The following is a 15,063-nucleotide window of genomic DNA, read 5'->3' on the forward strand; positions in this document are numbered from 1 at the left end:
ACACCACCTTACTGACCGAATCGCCCTAACTTCACCTGACGGGCCTGCGGGCCGCAGGAAGGAAGACCAGCTCGTGCCGTCCGATCGACGAGCACGAGGGGAGAGGAAAGAGTGCAGCCGAACAGCGATGCCGGGCCGGGAGACACCCCGAGCCCACGAGTGGTTGCCGTAGTGGTGACCTACAACCGTCTCCGTCTGCTGAGAACCACTCTCTCGGGTATCGCCGGGGGCCGCGTGGTTCCCGATCAGGTCGTGCTCGTCGACAATGCGTCGACCGACGGCACACCGGAATTCCTCGACGAGCTGGACTACAGCCTGCCGATCGACGTGGTCAGGCTGAGAGACAACCTCGGAGGCGCCGGCGGATTCACGGTGGGCATTGACCGCGCGCTCGCCGTGCACGACGCCGACCTGGTGTGGGTCATGGACGACGACACCGAGCCGTTGGCCGAGACCCTCGCGGAATCCGTGTCCGCCTGGTCCTCCTACGCGGAAGCGCCCGAGGAGCGGCCCGCGTTCGTGGCGAGCAACGTGGTGTGGACGGACGGCCGGGAACACCCCATGAACTCCATGATCCAACGCATCGGGGCCACCCACGAACAGAAGGCGCGGGCTGCTGCGGTCGGCGGGACGACGATTCGCTCGGGATCCTTTGTCTCACTCCTCATGGATGCGGCAGCCATGCGGAGAATCGGCTTGCCCTGGGCGGACTACTTCATTTGGAACGACGATTTCGAGTATTCGACCAGGCTCGCGAGGTTCCGCGACGCCGTGACGCTGCCGGCCTCCGTGGTCGTGCATCACACCAAGACGTTCGGCACGACGGACGCGGACCCCGGGCCCCGGTTCTACAACGACGTCCGGAACAAGCTGTGGGTCTTCACTCGCAGCCAGTCCCTGGCTCCGTGGGAAAAGATTCTGTACGCGGGCGCCACGGGGCGGCTGTGGCTGCGCACCTTCCGCAACAGCGAGGACAGAACGGCGGTACTGCGGTACCTGTCCCAGGGTGTTCGCGATGCCCTGCGCGCGCCCCGGAGCAACGAGGAAGTCCTCGAGGGAAGCTACGACCTGAGCATCCACGCGGCGCCCCATGGTTCCTCGGGTGCGGACCCGGTGCACGGCGTCGAGCCGACCGGAAAAAATAAGTCTGAACTTGAACATGAGGGTTTTACCCTTCTCATGCCGGTCTACCACGGTGATACCCCGGACGGGTTGCGCCGGGCCATTGCCTCCAACGTCCATGAGCAGACCCTGCCCCCGTCCGAGGTGGTGCTGGTCGTCGATGGGCCGGTCGGCTCCGATCTCGAGGAGGCCGTTCGGGAATCCGTCCGGGGCATCGAGCAGAAGGGGATTGCAGTCTCCGTGAAGAGGCTGGGCCGCAACGGCGGGTTGGCCAACGCCCTCAATGTGGGGTTGAAGCTTTGTTCCTATCGCGTGGTGGCGCGGGCCGACGCGGACGACGAGTCCTTGCCGGAACGCTTCGAAACGTTGGTCCCTTCCGTGAGGGATGGGCGATTCCACGCCGTGGGATCGGCGATGTTCGAGATGGATGAATCATTCTCCGAAATTCAATCTGTACGTGAAGTCGAGACTGGGTCGGAGCAGATTCGCCGCATTGCTGCGCTGCGCAACCCGTTGTGTCATCCCACGGTGGTTTTCGATTCCGAAGCGGTGGGTGCCGTGGGGGGATACGAACCAATCCCTGGGGCCGAGGACTACGGGCTGTGGGCCAGGATGCTCGAGGCCGGGTACGCGGTCGGGAACGTCGCCGAGCCGCTCGTGAAGTACAGGGCCGGTCATGCCTCCTGGGATCGCCGGGGAGGCTGGGGCGCCGCGCGGCGGGAACTGGTTCTCCAGAGGCATCTGCGTGCCTCCGGTTTCATCGGCCCCGTCCGGTGGGCGCGTAATGTGGTGGTGCGCGGCGGGTACCGCCTCGTTCCGAGATCGGTGAGGATCGGCGCATACCGCGCGCTCATTGGTTCCCGGGGCTCGCGCGACACCGAAGGCGCCGACGGTCCGTCCCATGGCCCGACCCGGGAGTCGCGGACGTCCCGCGGTGCCCATGACCCGCGACAGGAAGGAAGCCACCTCGAATGAGCGGTTCCGAACAGTATGGTGACCGGTCGAGCACCGGTTACGAACGTCCACGGTTCTGGATCTGGACCCAGATCTTTCTGGACGCCCTGGCGTGGGTCGTGGCGGTTCTGCTGAGTCTTTTCCTTCGGTACGAGATGGACTACAAACTGGTCCACGTGCCGGGACTGGTGCTGGTGTGCGTCGTCGCCGTGGCAGCCCAACTCATGGTCGGCAGCCTCTTCGCGCTGTACCGAGGTCGGTACAGCTTCGGCAGCTTCGACGAGGCCAAGGCGCTCATGCTCGTGACGGTCATCGTCACCTCGCTGGTCCAGATCGTATTGCTGATTTTCGGTGTGTCGTTGCACATGCCCCGGTCGATCCCGCTCATCGCCTTCCCGTTCGCGCTGTTGTTCATGGCCGCGGTGCGCTATCTGAAGCGCATGTACGTCGAGTCCAAGTCGAAGCCCAGCGCGCATGCGCCGCACGCGGTCGTGTACGGTGCGGGGTTCCTGGCCAACACCCTCATCACCCAGATGGTGCAGGACAAGGATTCGCCGTACCTCCCGGTTGCCCTGATCGACGACGACCCCGCGAAGAAGCACCTGCGCATCAACTCTGTTCCGGTGTCCGGCAATATCACGAACCTGCGACAGGTCATGAGGCGCTCCAACGCGAGTGTGCTCATCATCGCCATGGCCAACGTGAAGTCTTCGCTCATGACGCGGGTCAATGAGGAACTCGAGGGCATGGACGTGCGGATCCTGACGGCGCCCCCTCTGCGAGATGTCTTCGGGAACACCACGGGCAGCACCCTCGACCTGCGCGATATCAGGCTCGAGGACATCGTGGGTCAGCGCGCCGTCGACATCAACGTCGAAGGCATTGCCAAGTACCTCACCGACAAGCGGGTCCTGGTGACCGGGGCGGGCGGCTCCATCGGGTCGGAGTTGTGTCGCCAGATCGCGCACTTCTCGCCCGCGGAATTGATCATGCTGGACCGCGACGAGTCGGCGCTCCAGGCGACGCAGATTTCCATGACGGGTCGAGGGCTCCTGGACGGTCAGGACACGGTGCTGGCCGATATCAGGGACCAGGAGGCCCTCTCCGGGATCTTCGCTCTAAGGAGGCCGCAGGTGGTGTTCCATGCCGCGGCCCTCAAGCACGTGTCCTTGCTCGAGCAGTATCCGAACGAGGCCTGGCAGACCAATGTCGAGGGCTCCCGCAACGTGCTCCAGGCGGCGGCGTCGGTCGACGTCGAGGTCTTCGTCAACGTCTCCACGGACAAGGCCGCCGACCCCACCACGGTCCTGGGGCATTCCAAACGCATGGCCGAACAGATGACCGCGTGGATGGGCAATCACACCGACGGCCGGTACGCCTCGGTGCGCTTCGGCAATGTCTTCGGGTCCCGAGGGTCGATGCTGCCCCTGTTTACCGAGCAAATACGCCGTGGCGGCCCGATCACCGTCACCGACAAGGACGCCACCCGATACTTCATGACCATCCCCGAGGCCTGCCAGCTGGTGATTCAGGCCGGCGCCATCGGGGCTCCGGGCGAGGTCCTGATTCTGGACATGGGCCAGCCCGTGCGCATCTACGACGTCGCCCGGCATCTCATCCAGATGAGCGGCAGGAACGACATCGAGATCGTGTTCACGGGATTGCGCCAGGGGGAGAAGTTGCACGAGGACCTCGTCGGCGCCGGAGAGGTCGGTACACACCGCGGGCACCCGCAGATTTCTCACACCCAGTCCGTCCAGCTCGATCCCGAGAGCCTGGACCGCCACGAATGGAAGGTTCGCGGAAACATTCCGACGACGCAGGAGATACCCGTCGTCCCGCCGCCCGAGAAGGGCACGACCTCGAATCCTTCCGACCCGCCGGACGTCGATGCTGACGGCGAGAGGGGAGAGACGGCGTGATCGAGACGACGTCGCCCGGACTGACCCAATTCCTTGTTCCAGGACTCGTGGCCCTGGTGCTCGGGCTCGCCCTTCCACTGGCCATTCTGCCGTTCCTGCGTTGGCTCGGGATCGTGGACGTTCCTGGCCACAGGTCCTCCCACACGGTTCCGACCGTCCGAGGCATGGGGCTGGCAACCGCGCTCGCCGCGCTGCTCTCGCTGGGCGTCAGCGCGGTCATGGCGCTCGTCGACGTCGATCGTTCCGTCATGACCACCGTGGTCGTCGGAATGATCTGTTCCGCGGCCCTCGGCTGGATCGAGGACTACCGAGGGTTGCCGGTGCGGTCCAGGGCGGGTCTCCAGCTGCTCATCGGGCTTGCCATCACCTCGGCCCTGACCTTCGTCCTGGGGACGCCCGCCTGGTGGATTCCGGTGGGAATGCTCGCGATCGCCGGTTACATCAACGTCGCCAACTTCATGGACGGGCTCAACGGAATTTCGGGGCTCCACGGCTTCGTGGTCGGCGCGGCCTACGCCTACGCGGGGTGGGCTACCAATCTGACGTGGCTCGTGGTGTGCGGTATTGCGATCGCGGGCGCCTTCCTGGCCTTTCTCCCCTGGAACCTGCTGGGAAAGCGGGTGTTCCTGGGGGACACGGGCTCGTACTTTCTCGGCGGGGCAATCGCGTGCTGCGCGGTCGGCGCGTTTCTGTCCAACATCTATGTCGAGTACATCCTTTCCCCGCTCATCATCTACCTGGCAGACACCGGATTCACCCTGGTCAAAAGGATCTATCGGGGAGAGGCCTGGTACCAGCCTCATCGGCAGCACGTGTACCAGCAGCTGGCGGATTTGGGCTTCGGGCACATCGGTTCGGCCCTGACTGTGACGGCGGCGACCGTCGCGGTCACCATCATCACCGTGCTGGCCCTGCCCTTCGAGGTCGACGGGCTCATGTGGATGGGGTTGCTCGTGGTCTGCATCGTGGTCCTGTACCTCGCGCTCCCCATCATCATTGGTCGAATCCTGGGCCGCCGGCGATGAAGCCCCTCCCGTGGCTTCGGCATGACAGGCAGACGGACACCCCGGGGCGAGCCCTGAGCGAGGCCGCCCTGGGCAACGTCTGCCTTGCCGCTGTAACGTTCGTCACGATCGCGGCACTTTGTGACGCCCCCCGCGCGGCGCCGGCTGCGGCATTCGGCACAGGGATTGTGGTTCTCGCCTCGGCCGTCGCGTGGCTGCTGAGCGTGGTGGTAGCGCGCCTCGAACAGGACCCCGCGCTGTACCTGCTGATCGGCTACGTCCTCAAGGCCATGGTCGGCGGCGTATTTCTGTTGCTGATTCCGTTCCCGCACGGATGGTCCGGGGGATGGGCTCTGTCCGGCGCGATCATCGGCGTCGTCGTGGTCCTGGGCACTCAACTATGGGTCATCCGCCGACTCCGGATACCATATTTCTCAACGGTCGAATCGTTGCCCGAACGGCACGACGAGGCCTCGGACCACGATGAGGACGGCAGGAATCTATGACCTCGGACCGACAGAACGGTGCTGCGCGCAGCGGCGACCAGCCGGATCGGAAGGACCTGCGCAGCGCAGGCGACCTGGTCCAGCAGGGCGGGCTGTCCGGAGCGGTCATGATTCTCGTTTACCTCGTGATCGGTACGGCCTTCTGGAGTTTGGTAGGCTTTTTGCTGGATCGCTTGCTGGGAACGCACTGGATAGTGTGGCTCGGCGCTGGCATAGGGGCCTCCGCCGGCTTGTACCTGGTGTACCTCCATATGCGGCCGCAGGACGGCGACGAATAGTCGCTAACAGACCTCCCTCAAGCAACTGACCGAATACTTGATCGAGGCCTTGAGCAAGCTCTGGCTTCGAGGACGCTAACCTTCCTGAGAAAGGACACGCCTTGCTGGAAACCGGGCACGTCGTCGCGGAATATCAGGCCCCCACGATCGAGGACATGCATCTGCCTGATCTGTTCCACATCGGCAGCTTCGGCTTCGGCAAGCAGATGCTCCTGATGCTGTTGGCGGTTGCCGTGGTGGCCGTTTTCTTCATGGCCGCCGGCCGGCGCCGCTCGATGGTTCCCGGGAAAATGCAGTTCGCCGGTGAAATGGGCTACGGCTTCGTCAGGAACTCGTTGGCGAAGGACATCATCGGCGTCCATCACTTCAAGCCGTTCGTTCCGCTCCTGTTCGCGTCCTTCTTCTTCATCCTGGTCAACAACCTCTGGGGATCCATCCCGTTCCTGCAGTTGCCCACGTTCTCCCACGCGGGCAGCGCCTACTTCATGGCCGGATTCGCCTACCTCTGCTGGATTGCCGCGGGCATCAAGAACAAGGGCCTCGGCGGCTTCCTCAAGGCCATGACGATGCCCTCGGGAGTTCCCCCGGCCTTTTACGTCATCCTGATTCCGATCGAGTTCCTCTCGAACCTGATCATTCGACCGATCACCCACTCCCTGCGTCTGTTCGCCACGATGTTCGCCGGGCACATGGCCATCATGGTGGCCGCGAGCCTCACTGCCTTCCTGATCCAGGAAGTCGGCGGTTTCGGGATTGTGGCTTCGCTGTTCTCCGGCGTCTTCGGAATCTTCCTGTTCTTCCTGGAGCTGCTCATTCAGGCCATCCAGGCTTACGTTTTCACGCTTCTGTTCGCGGTCTACCTCCAGGGAGCCGTGGCCGAAGCACACTAGAATTCCGGGGAAACCTGGATCTGGGTCCCGCCCTGACATGAGCGGACCCACCGCCATAGACATGCCCTCGCGGCACACAGAGCCCGGCATCGGGCATCACGAAAGGAAAAAGCCAATGGAAATCACAGGTTCGCTCAGCGCCATCGGTTACGGTCTCGCAGCCATCGGCGGCGGTGTCGGCGTCGGCCTCATCTTCGCGGCCTACATGACCTCCGTTGCACGCCAGCCCGAGTCCCAGCGCGTCCTGCAGCCCATGCTGTTCCTGGGCTTCGCCGTGGTCGAGGCTCTCGCGATTCTTGGTCTGGTTCTGGCATTCATCCAGTAGCCCCAACCGGTTGCTCAATCCAAGACAGAACTAGAGAACAGGAATCTCCTTTATGTCACTCTTGATGGCAGCGGAAGAGGGTGCAAGCCCTCTTCGCCCTGACTGGTGGGAAGTTCTCATCACCGGCCTCGGGTTCCTGATCCTTCTGTACATCGTCGTCAAGTTCATCGCCCCGACCTTCGAGAAGATCTACCAGGATCGCAAGGAGGCAATCGAGGGTGGATTGGCCAAGGCCGAAAAGGCCCAGGCCGAGGCTGCGGCTGCTCGTGAGGAGTACAACCAGCAGCTGGAGTCCGCTCGACTCGAAGCGCAGAAGATCCGCGAGGACGCTCGTGCGGAAGGCGAACAGATCGTCGCCGAACACAAGGAGCGTGCCGCTACCGAGGCGGCGAGGATCACCGAGAATGCACAGAAGACCATCCAGGCCGAACGTTCGGCCGCGTTGGTTTCCCTGCGCACCGAGGTGGGCACCCTGGCCACCGAACTCGCCAGCAAGATCGTTGGGGAGTCGTTGAACGACGACGAACGCTCCAACCGCGTGGTGGACCGCTTCCTGGCCGACCTCGAGTCGTCCCAGCAACGAAGTGCAGGTGCGACCAAGTAATGGCAGGCGTATCGACTGAATCACTCACGAAGCTGAGCCGGCTGTTCGAGCAGCGTTTCTCCACCGAGGCCAATGCCTCGATGAGCGAGGAGCTCTTCTCGGTCGCCGATCTGGTGGACAACAACGGCGCACTGCGCCGCGGTCTGACCGACCCCTCGCGAGAGCAGGAAGTGCGCGGCAAGATCGCCTCTTCCGTTCTGGAGGGCAAGGTTTACCCCGCCGTGCGTGAATCCGTGGCGCGCGCGGCGGAGGCTCGTTGGTCTGCCGAGCGGGAACTCGGCGATGCCCTGGAACACCTCGGGGTGCTCGCGGCGGCCTTCGCCGCGGAGAACCGGGCCGGCAAGGATGCACTCTCCGAAGTGATCGACGACGTCCTGGACTTCTCCAAGGCGGTCCAGGCATCTCCGGAGATCCAGACGGCATTGACCGACCAGCGTGCGGACGCATCGGCGAAGAAGCAGTTGGCTGCGCGAATCAGTCCCGCCAGGACCGAGGAAGGCCGCCTGCTGATCGACCAGATCGTGGAGCACCCGCGTGGGGTTCTTCCGGCCGACCTCGCCGAGAAGTTCGCGGGAATCCTGGTGTCGCTTTCGCAGCGTTTCATTGCGAAGGTCACCACCAGTGTTCCCCTCGACGACCAGAGGCTCGATCGCCTCGAGAAGGCCATCTCCGGCGTTTACCAGCGGGACATGACCCTCGACGTCACGGTGGATCCGGACGTCGTCGGCGGTATCAAGGTTCAGGTCGGGGACGAGGTCATCGACGGAACCATGTCCACCCGCATCGCGAATTTGGACCAGACACTGTCTGCCTCGTGACGACCGCCCGCAGCGATTCAGTCTGATACACAGTTGGATCACTCGTGAGGCCGTCCGGAATTCACGGTGCGATCCACCCCCATACACGTACACTCGGTTCCAACAGCACGTGGGACCACCAATCAAGGAGAGCAGGGACACAAGATGGCCGATTTGACCATCAATGCCGATGATGTCCGCAGCGCGCTCGACGAGTTCGCGGCATCGTACGAACCCGGCGACGCACAGCGAGTGGAAGTCGGACGCGTCAGCAGCGCAGCTGATGGCATCGCCCGTGTCGAGGGCCTTCCCTCGGTCATGGCGAACGAGCTTCTTCGCTTCGAGGACGGAACGCTGGGCCTGGCCCAGAGCCTCGATACTCGCGACATCGGAGCGATCGTACTCGGCGATTTCGCCGGCATTGAAGAAGGACAGGAAGTTCATCGAACCGGGGAAGTCCTTTCGGTTCCCGTGGGCGATGCATTCTTGGGCCGCGTCGTCGACCCGTTGGGCCAGCCGATCGACGATCTGGGACCCGTTGAGTCGGAAGGTCGCCGTGCCCTGGAGCTCCAGGCTCCGGGCGTGACCCAGCGCAAGTCGGTTCATGAGCCCCTGCAGACCGGTACCAAGGCCATCGACGCCATGATCCCGATCGGTCGGGGACAGCGTCAGCTGATCATCGGTGACCGCCAGACCGGCAAGACCGCCCTCGGCGTGGACGCCATCCTGAACCAGAAGGACAACTGGGAATCGGGAGACGTCAACAAGCAGGTGCGTTGCATCTACGTCGCCGTCGGCCAGAAGGCATCGACCATCGCCTCGGTTCGCCAGACCCTGGAAGAGAACGGCGCCCTCGAGTACACCACGATCGTTGCCTCCCCGGCATCCGACGCCGCTGGTTTCAAGTATCTGGCTCCCTACGCCGGTTCCGCGATCGGTCAGCACTGGATGTACGGCGGAAAGCACGTGCTCATCGTCTTCGATGACCTCTCCAAGCAGGCCGAGGCCTACCGCGCGGTGTCCCTCCTCCTGCGTCGTCCTCCGGGACGCGAGGCCTACCCGGGTGACGTCTTCTACCTGCACTCCCGTTTGTTGGAGCGTTGCGCGAAGCTCTCGGACGAGCTCGGTGCGGGGTCGATGACCGGTTTGCCGATCATCGAGACCAAGGCGAACGACGTCTCGGCCTTCATCCCGACCAACGTCATTTCGATTACCGACGGTCAGATCTTCCTTCAGTCGGACCTCTTCAACTCGAACCAGCGCCCGGCGGTCGACGTCGGCGTCTCGGTCTCGCGTGTGGGCGGTTCGGCACAGATCAAGGCGATGAAGAAGGTTTCCGGAACGCTCAAGCTGGACCTCGCTCAGTACCGGTCGATGCAGGCATTCGCGATGTTCGCCTCCGACCTGGACGAGGTGTCCCGCCGGCAGCTCGTCCGGGGCGCACGCCTCATGGAGTTGCTCCGTCAGCCCCAGTACACCCCGTACCCCGTCGAGGAGCAGGTCGTCTCGATCTGGGCCGGAACCAAGGGCCATCTCGATGACCTCGAGGTGTCGCAGGTGCTGGACTTCGAGGAGCGCTTCATCGACCACCTGCGTCGGCAGACCAACGTGCTGGACAGCATTCGGGATACCGGAAAGCTCGAGGACGACACCGTCTCCGCGCTGCAGACTGCGGTCGAGAGCGTCAAGCGCGACTTCACGGCGGGCCAGAACAACGCCTCGGGTTCGGTGCAGGCCGGGAACGAGGAGGCCACTCCCGTGAACGATGCGGACGTTGATCAGGAACAGATCGTCAAGCGATAAGACCTGAGGGTGCGCGGTTCCGGAAGGGGCCGCGCACCGTCCGGGCTGAAAGGAAGCTCTATGGGAGCCCAGATCAGGGTTTACCGTCGGAAGATTGCTTCGACGTCGTCCATGAAGAAGATCTTCAAGGCGATGGAGATGATCGCGACTTCCCGCATCAACCGTGCCCGCAGGCGTTCGAACGAGACCGGTCCCTACGCGAACGCCCTGACCAGGGCCGTCAGCGCAGTGGCCACCCAGACGTCGATCACGCACCCGCTCATCAGCGACGGTTCGGAATCACGTCGGTCGGCCGTTCTGGTCATGACGAGTGACATGGGCAAGGCCGGGTCCTACTCCGTCAACGCGATCAAGAAGGCCGAAGGCCTGATTGAGCGGTTGCGCCAGGACGGTCGTGAGGTCGAGCTCTACATCGTCGGGCGCAAGGCCCAGCAGTACTACGATTTCCGCAATCGTACCTACGAGAAGGTGTGGACGGGGGACACGGACAATCCCCACGTCGAGACGGCTCGGGAGATCGGAGAGGTCCTCCTGGACCGTTACTCGACTCCGTACGAGGAAGGCGGCGTGGACGACCTCCACATCGTCTACACCCAGTTCCAGTCGATGGTCTCCCAAGAGCCCAAGATTCTCCGGTTGCTGCCCCTGACCGTCGTGGACGCGAAGGAGATGGGCGAGGAGATCGTACCGGGCGAGGACGTCAGCGACGACGAATTCGACAACGCCGCATCCTTCGAGTTCGAACCGAGCGCGGAGGAAGTCCTCGACCAGTTGTTGCCCAGGTACATCGAAACGCGGATCTTCTCCTGCCTGCTCCAGGCGGCCGCGAGCGAATTGGCTTCCCGCCAGCGCGCGATGAAGTCCGCGGGCGACAACGCCGACGATCTCGTCAAGCAGTACACGCGCCTGATGAACAACGCCCGCCAGGCGGAGGTCACCCAGGAGCTCAGCGAGATCGTAGCGGGTGCCGATTCCTTGGCCGCCTCCTGACCATCCCATCCACAGACACCACGTACAGAACGTGCGCACAGAGATTTCTGCGAAGAGGTAAGTGAAAGAATGACAGCCACCATGAACGAATCGACCAACGCGTCGGTCCAGGGCGGCGTCGGACGCGTAGCTCGAGTGATCGGCCCCGTGGTCGACGTCGAGTTCCCGGCCGGCCAGGTCCCCGACATCTACAACGCTCTGACCACCGAGCTGACCATCGGCGGCCAGACCAAGAAGATCACCTTCGAGGTTGCGCAGCACCTCGGTGACAACCTGGTCCGCGCGATTTCCCTGCAGCAGACCGACGGACTGGTCCGTGGCACCCCGGTCCAGGACACCGGGGCCGCCATCTCCGTTCCCGTCGGTGACGGCGTCAAGGGGCACATCTTCAACGTTCTGGGCAATTCGCTCGACGTCGACGACGACCAGATCGAGGCCAGCGAATTCTGGCCCATCCACCGCAAAGCACCGAACTTCGCGCAGCTCGAGGGCTCGACCCAGATGCTGGAGACCGGCATCAAGGTCATCGACCTGCTGACCCCCTACATCCAGGGCGGCAAGATCGGTCTGTTCGGTGGCGCCGGCGTGGGCAAGACCGTGCTGATCCAGGAAATGATCACCCGTGTTGCCCGCAACTTCGGTGGTACGTCGGTCTTCGCCGGTGTCGGCGAACGTACTCGTGAGGGCAACGACCTCTGGGTCGAGATGGACGAGGCCGGTGTTCTCAAGGACACCGCCCTGGTCTTCGGCCAGATGGACGAGCCCCCGGGAACGCGTCTGCGCGTCGCGCTGAGCGGCCTGACCATGGCCGAGTACTTCCGCGACGTCAAGAACCAGGACGTGCTGCTGTTCATCGACAACATCTTCCGCTTCACCCAGGCGGGCTCCGAGGTTTCGACCCTTCTCGGTCGCATGCCCTCGGCGGTGGGCTACCAGCCGACTCTGGCCGACGAGATGGGCGTGCTCCAGGAGCGCATCACCTCGACCCGCGGGCACTCGATTACCTCGATGCAGGCGATCTACGTTCCCGCGGACGACTACACCGACCCGGCACCGGCCACGACGTTCGCTCACTTGGACGCGACCACCGAGCTGTCCCGTGACATTGCCTCGCGCGGTCTGTACCCGGCCGTGGATCCGCTGACCTCGACGTCGCGAATCCTCGACCCCCAGTACATCGGCCAGGACCACTACGACACCGCCGTGCGCGTGAAGTCGATCCTGCAGGAGAACAAGGACCTGCAGGACATCATCGCGATCCTCGGTGTCGACGAGCTGTCCGAGGAGCAGAAGGTCGTTGTCTCGCGCGCACGCCGCATCGAGCAGTTCCTGTCCCAGAACACCTACACCGCGAAGCAGTTCACCGGTGTCGAGGGCTCGACCGTCAACATCAAGGACACGATCGAGGGCTTCACCGCGATTTGCGACGGCGAACTGGACCACGTCCCCGAGCAGGCGTTCTACAACGTCGGTGGCCTGGACGACGTCGAGCGCCAGTGGGCCGAGCTCAAGGAACAGGGCGGTAACTGATCATGGCATCCGTTCTGAAGGTAGAAGTGGTTTCCCGCGAGGCCGTCGTGTGGAAGGGCGAAGCCAAGTATGTGCGCGCCCGCACCGCCGCCGGTGACATCGGCGTGATGGCGGGCCATGCGCCGACCCTCGCCCTCCTGGCGGAGGACGGGGAACTCGTGATCGACCCCGTTGACGGTGAGCGGAAGACGGCTCGTCTGCAGGAAGGATTCCTCACGGTGTCCAACGACAGCGTCGTGATCGCTGCGACCAGCAGCTCCGACCTGTAGCAGCCCGCGACGCAGAAGTCGTTCGGAACGGACCAAGGGCCCGGCACTGACCACAGTGCCGGGCCCTTGGCGTACCACCGCCGGTGATTCAGAACAGGCGGCCCTCGGAATCGTCGACGCCGCGCATCGCATCGTAATCGAGAGTCACGCAGGCGATGCCGCGGTCCTCCGCGAGTGTCCGGGCCTGGGGCTTGATGAGCTGGGCCGCAAACATTCCGCGCACCGGGGACAGGACGGGGTCGCGGTTGAGCAGTTCGAGGTACCGAGTCAACTGCTCGACGCCGTCTATGTCCCCGCGCCTCTTCAACTCGATGGCCACGGTGTGCCCGGTGGCGTCGCGCGCGAGGATGTCCACGGGACCGATGGCCGTGGGATACTCCCTGCGGATCAGGCTGTACCCGTCGCCCAGCGTCTCGATCTGGTCCGCGAGCAGTCTTTGGAGGTCCGCCTCGACGCCGTCCTTGATGAGCCCGGGATCCACCCCGAGCTGGTGGTCGGACTCGTGGTGTTTGGCAAAGATCCGAACCACGAGCCGGTCATCCGACTTGGCGGCCTGGACGATCCACCGCTCGACGGCATCGTCGTCGAAGTCCTGGTCCTCGCGGGTCTCGATCCGGGTGGTCGCCGGTGGGGACATCCAATTCAGCGGCTTGTAGGAACCACCGTCCGAGTGGACCAGCACGGATCCGTCGGCCTTGACCATGAGAAGACGCGTGGCCAGAGGGAGATGGGCCTTGAGTCGACCTTCGTAATCTACGGAACAATCAGCTATTACTAGACGCACCCGGCTCACTCTACCGGGACGGCCGAACGGGCGCAGTTTCGCCTGTGCCACAATGATGACATGGCACGTTCTCGGAGAAACCCCCGGCGCACCCAGTCGGGGCACGGCAAGGCCGGTCCGAGCAAATGGCAGAGATTCTCCGGGTCCTCGGGAGGGGACATCTCACGTGCCCTGGACCCGGCGCCCCGCATCGAGAGGGATGAGCTCGGCGAATGGTACGTGCGTTACGTCCCGGCGTCGGGAGCGAGGAAGCCGTACACCTGCCCTGGCTGTGGCCGGGGCATCCCCGTAGGGACCGCGCATTACGTCGTGTGGAAGAACGACCATCTCTTTGGGGACCAACGAGCGATCGAGGACCGTCGGCACTGGCACGCCCGGTGCTGGGAGATTCGCTGACTCGCAACGCCGCCTCGGCACGACGACGCGCCCCTCGATCTTCACGGGACGTTCGGGGAAGCGTGCGCCCGTAGAATCGAGAGCATGGCGACTTCACAACCTGCTCAGGCCGATACCCGCACCGACGGCCCCATCGAGATCGGGCCGACGACGGTCCTGCCCGCCCGACGGGAGAACATCGAGTTCACGACGGACGACGGCAAGACCTTGGTCGGTGAGCTGGCCCTTCCGGAACGCGCTGACCCCGCCGCGATTCTGCTGTGCCTTCACCCTCTGCCCACGCACGGAGGCTTCATGGACTCCCACGTGTACAAGAAGGCCTCCTACCGGCTGCCCGCCCTGGCGCACCTCGGCGTGCTCCGCTTCAACACGCGCGGAACGAGCTCGCCGAGGGGGACCAGCGACGGTTCATTCGAGGACGGTGTGGGGGAGCAGGCCGACGTCCTGGCAGCGATGCGGTTCCTCCGCGATCGCGGGTTGTCGAACATCTGGCTCGTGGGGTGGTCCTTCGGAACCGAGCTCGTCCTCCGATACGGATCGAGGGAACCCGTGGTATCGCAGGTCAGCGGCGGCATTCTGCTCTCGCCGCCTTTGCACCGTGCGACCGAGGAAGACCTGGGTGCGTGGGCCGAGAGCGGCCTTCCCCTGACCGTGCTGGTCCCCGAGAAGGACGACTATCTGCAGCCCGACGCGGCCCGCGAACGCTTTGCCGCGATCCCTCAGGCCGAGGTCAAGGGAATCGACGGGGCCAAGCACCTGTGGGTCGGTGAAAAATACGTCCGTCGCGCCCACGACGAGATCGTCTCGAGGGTTGCCGGTCGGCCCGTACGTCTCAAGACCAGTTGGGAAGGCGACGTCGGTACCGAGACCAACGACTGACCAGGCCTGC

The 15,063-nt window shown here is 64.1% G+C and carries 16 protein-coding genes; 15 read left to right on the forward strand and 1 reads right to left on the reverse strand.

What is annotated here, in order from left to right; translation table 11 throughout:
- Positions 1–111 precede the first annotated feature (111 nt).
- From EWU68_RS01845 to EWU68_RS01905, 13 genes are all read left to right on the forward strand, one after another.
- Positions 112–2,097 (forward strand): glycosyltransferase, encoded by a 1,986-nt coding sequence (locus EWU68_RS01845; protein WP_129314159.1) that lies wholly within the window; start codon positions 112–114, stop codon positions 2,095–2,097.
- A complete protein-coding gene (locus EWU68_RS01850; RefSeq protein ID WP_129314160.1) occupies positions 2,094–3,998 on the forward strand; it encodes a nucleoside-diphosphate sugar epimerase/dehydratase in 1,905 nt (634 codons plus the stop codon). Before EWU68_RS01845 ends, EWU68_RS01850 begins: the two co-directional genes overlap by 4 nt.
- Positions 3,995–5,023: an MraY family glycosyltransferase gene (locus tag EWU68_RS01855; RefSeq protein WP_238692251.1), complete on the forward strand. Its 1,029-nt coding sequence runs from the start codon at positions 3,995–3,997 to the stop codon at positions 5,021–5,023. Before EWU68_RS01850 ends, EWU68_RS01855 begins: the two co-directional genes overlap by 4 nt.
- Positions 5,020–5,508, forward strand: a complete 489-nt coding sequence (locus EWU68_RS01860; protein WP_129314161.1) for a hypothetical protein — start codon at positions 5,020–5,022, stop codon at positions 5,506–5,508. The genes EWU68_RS01855 and EWU68_RS01860 overlap by 4 nt, the downstream gene beginning before the upstream one ends.
- Positions 5,505–5,786 carry a hypothetical protein gene (locus EWU68_RS01865; RefSeq protein WP_129314162.1) on the forward strand — a complete coding sequence of 94 codons (282 nt, stop codon included), beginning with the start codon at positions 5,505–5,507 and terminating at the stop codon, positions 5,784–5,786. The genes EWU68_RS01860 and EWU68_RS01865 overlap by 4 nt, the downstream gene beginning before the upstream one ends.
- A gap of 155 nt (positions 5,787–5,941) precedes the next feature.
- The gene (gene atpB, locus EWU68_RS01870) at positions 5,942–6,676 is read left to right on the forward strand and encodes a F0F1 ATP synthase subunit A (protein WP_165162088.1); all 735 of its coding nucleotides are present in this window, start codon (positions 5,942–5,944) and stop codon (positions 6,674–6,676) included.
- Positions 6,677–6,791: 115 nt separating this feature from the next.
- Positions 6,792–7,001: an ATP synthase F0 subunit C gene (gene atpE / locus EWU68_RS01875; RefSeq protein ID WP_129314164.1), complete on the forward strand. Its 210-nt coding sequence runs from the start codon at positions 6,792–6,794 to the stop codon at positions 6,999–7,001.
- Positions 7,002–7,053: 52 nt separating this feature from the next.
- A complete protein-coding gene (locus tag EWU68_RS01880; RefSeq protein ID WP_238692252.1) occupies positions 7,054–7,605 on the forward strand; it encodes a F0F1 ATP synthase subunit B in 552 nt (183 codons plus the stop codon).
- Positions 7,605–8,423: a F0F1 ATP synthase subunit delta gene (locus tag EWU68_RS01885; RefSeq protein ID WP_129314165.1), complete on the forward strand. Its 819-nt coding sequence runs from the start codon at positions 7,605–7,607 to the stop codon at positions 8,421–8,423. The genes EWU68_RS01880 and EWU68_RS01885 overlap by 1 nt, the downstream gene beginning before the upstream one ends.
- A 144-nt stretch (positions 8,424–8,567) precedes the next feature.
- The gene (gene atpA, locus EWU68_RS01890) at positions 8,568–10,205 is read left to right on the forward strand and encodes a F0F1 ATP synthase subunit alpha (RefSeq protein ID WP_129314166.1); all 1,638 of its coding nucleotides are present in this window, start codon (positions 8,568–8,570) and stop codon (positions 10,203–10,205) included.
- Between the two features lie 60 nt (positions 10,206–10,265).
- Positions 10,266–11,195 carry a F0F1 ATP synthase subunit gamma gene (locus tag EWU68_RS01895; RefSeq protein ID WP_129314167.1) on the forward strand — a complete coding sequence of 310 codons (930 nt, stop codon included), beginning with the start codon at positions 10,266–10,268 and terminating at the stop codon, positions 11,193–11,195.
- A 69-nt stretch (positions 11,196–11,264) separates the two neighbouring features.
- Positions 11,265–12,725, forward strand: coding sequence for a F0F1 ATP synthase subunit beta (gene atpD, locus EWU68_RS01900; RefSeq protein ID WP_129314168.1), 1,461 nt, complete (start codon positions 11,265–11,267; stop codon positions 12,723–12,725).
- A 2-nt stretch (positions 12,726–12,727) separates the two neighbouring features.
- Complete coding sequence (locus tag EWU68_RS01905) at positions 12,728–12,994, forward strand: F0F1 ATP synthase subunit epsilon (protein ID WP_129314169.1); 267 nt, start codon at positions 12,728–12,730, stop codon at positions 12,992–12,994.
- An 88-nt stretch (positions 12,995–13,082) separates the two neighbouring features.
- Here EWU68_RS01905 and nucS read toward each other — a convergent pair whose 3' ends face one another.
- Positions 13,083–13,778, reverse strand: a complete 696-nt coding sequence (nucS, locus tag EWU68_RS01910; protein WP_129314170.1) for an endonuclease NucS — start codon at positions 13,776–13,778, stop codon at positions 13,083–13,085.
- Between the two features lie 60 nt (positions 13,779–13,838).
- Between nucS and EWU68_RS01915 the strand changes: the two genes are divergently transcribed.
- The gene (locus EWU68_RS01915) at positions 13,839–14,174 is read left to right on the forward strand and encodes an ATP/GTP-binding protein (RefSeq protein WP_129314171.1); all 336 of its coding nucleotides are present in this window, start codon (positions 13,839–13,841) and stop codon (positions 14,172–14,174) included.
- A gap of 84 nt (positions 14,175–14,258) precedes the next feature.
- Complete coding sequence (locus EWU68_RS01920; protein WP_129314172.1) at positions 14,259–15,053, forward strand: alpha/beta hydrolase; 795 nt, start codon at positions 14,259–14,261, stop codon at positions 15,051–15,053.
- The last annotated feature ends 10 nt before the right edge of the window (positions 15,054–15,063 follow it).

The organism is Rothia koreensis (assembly GCF_004136575.1).
GTDB classification, from domain to species: domain Bacteria; phylum Actinomycetota; class Actinomycetes; order Actinomycetales; family Micrococcaceae; genus Rothia; species Rothia koreensis.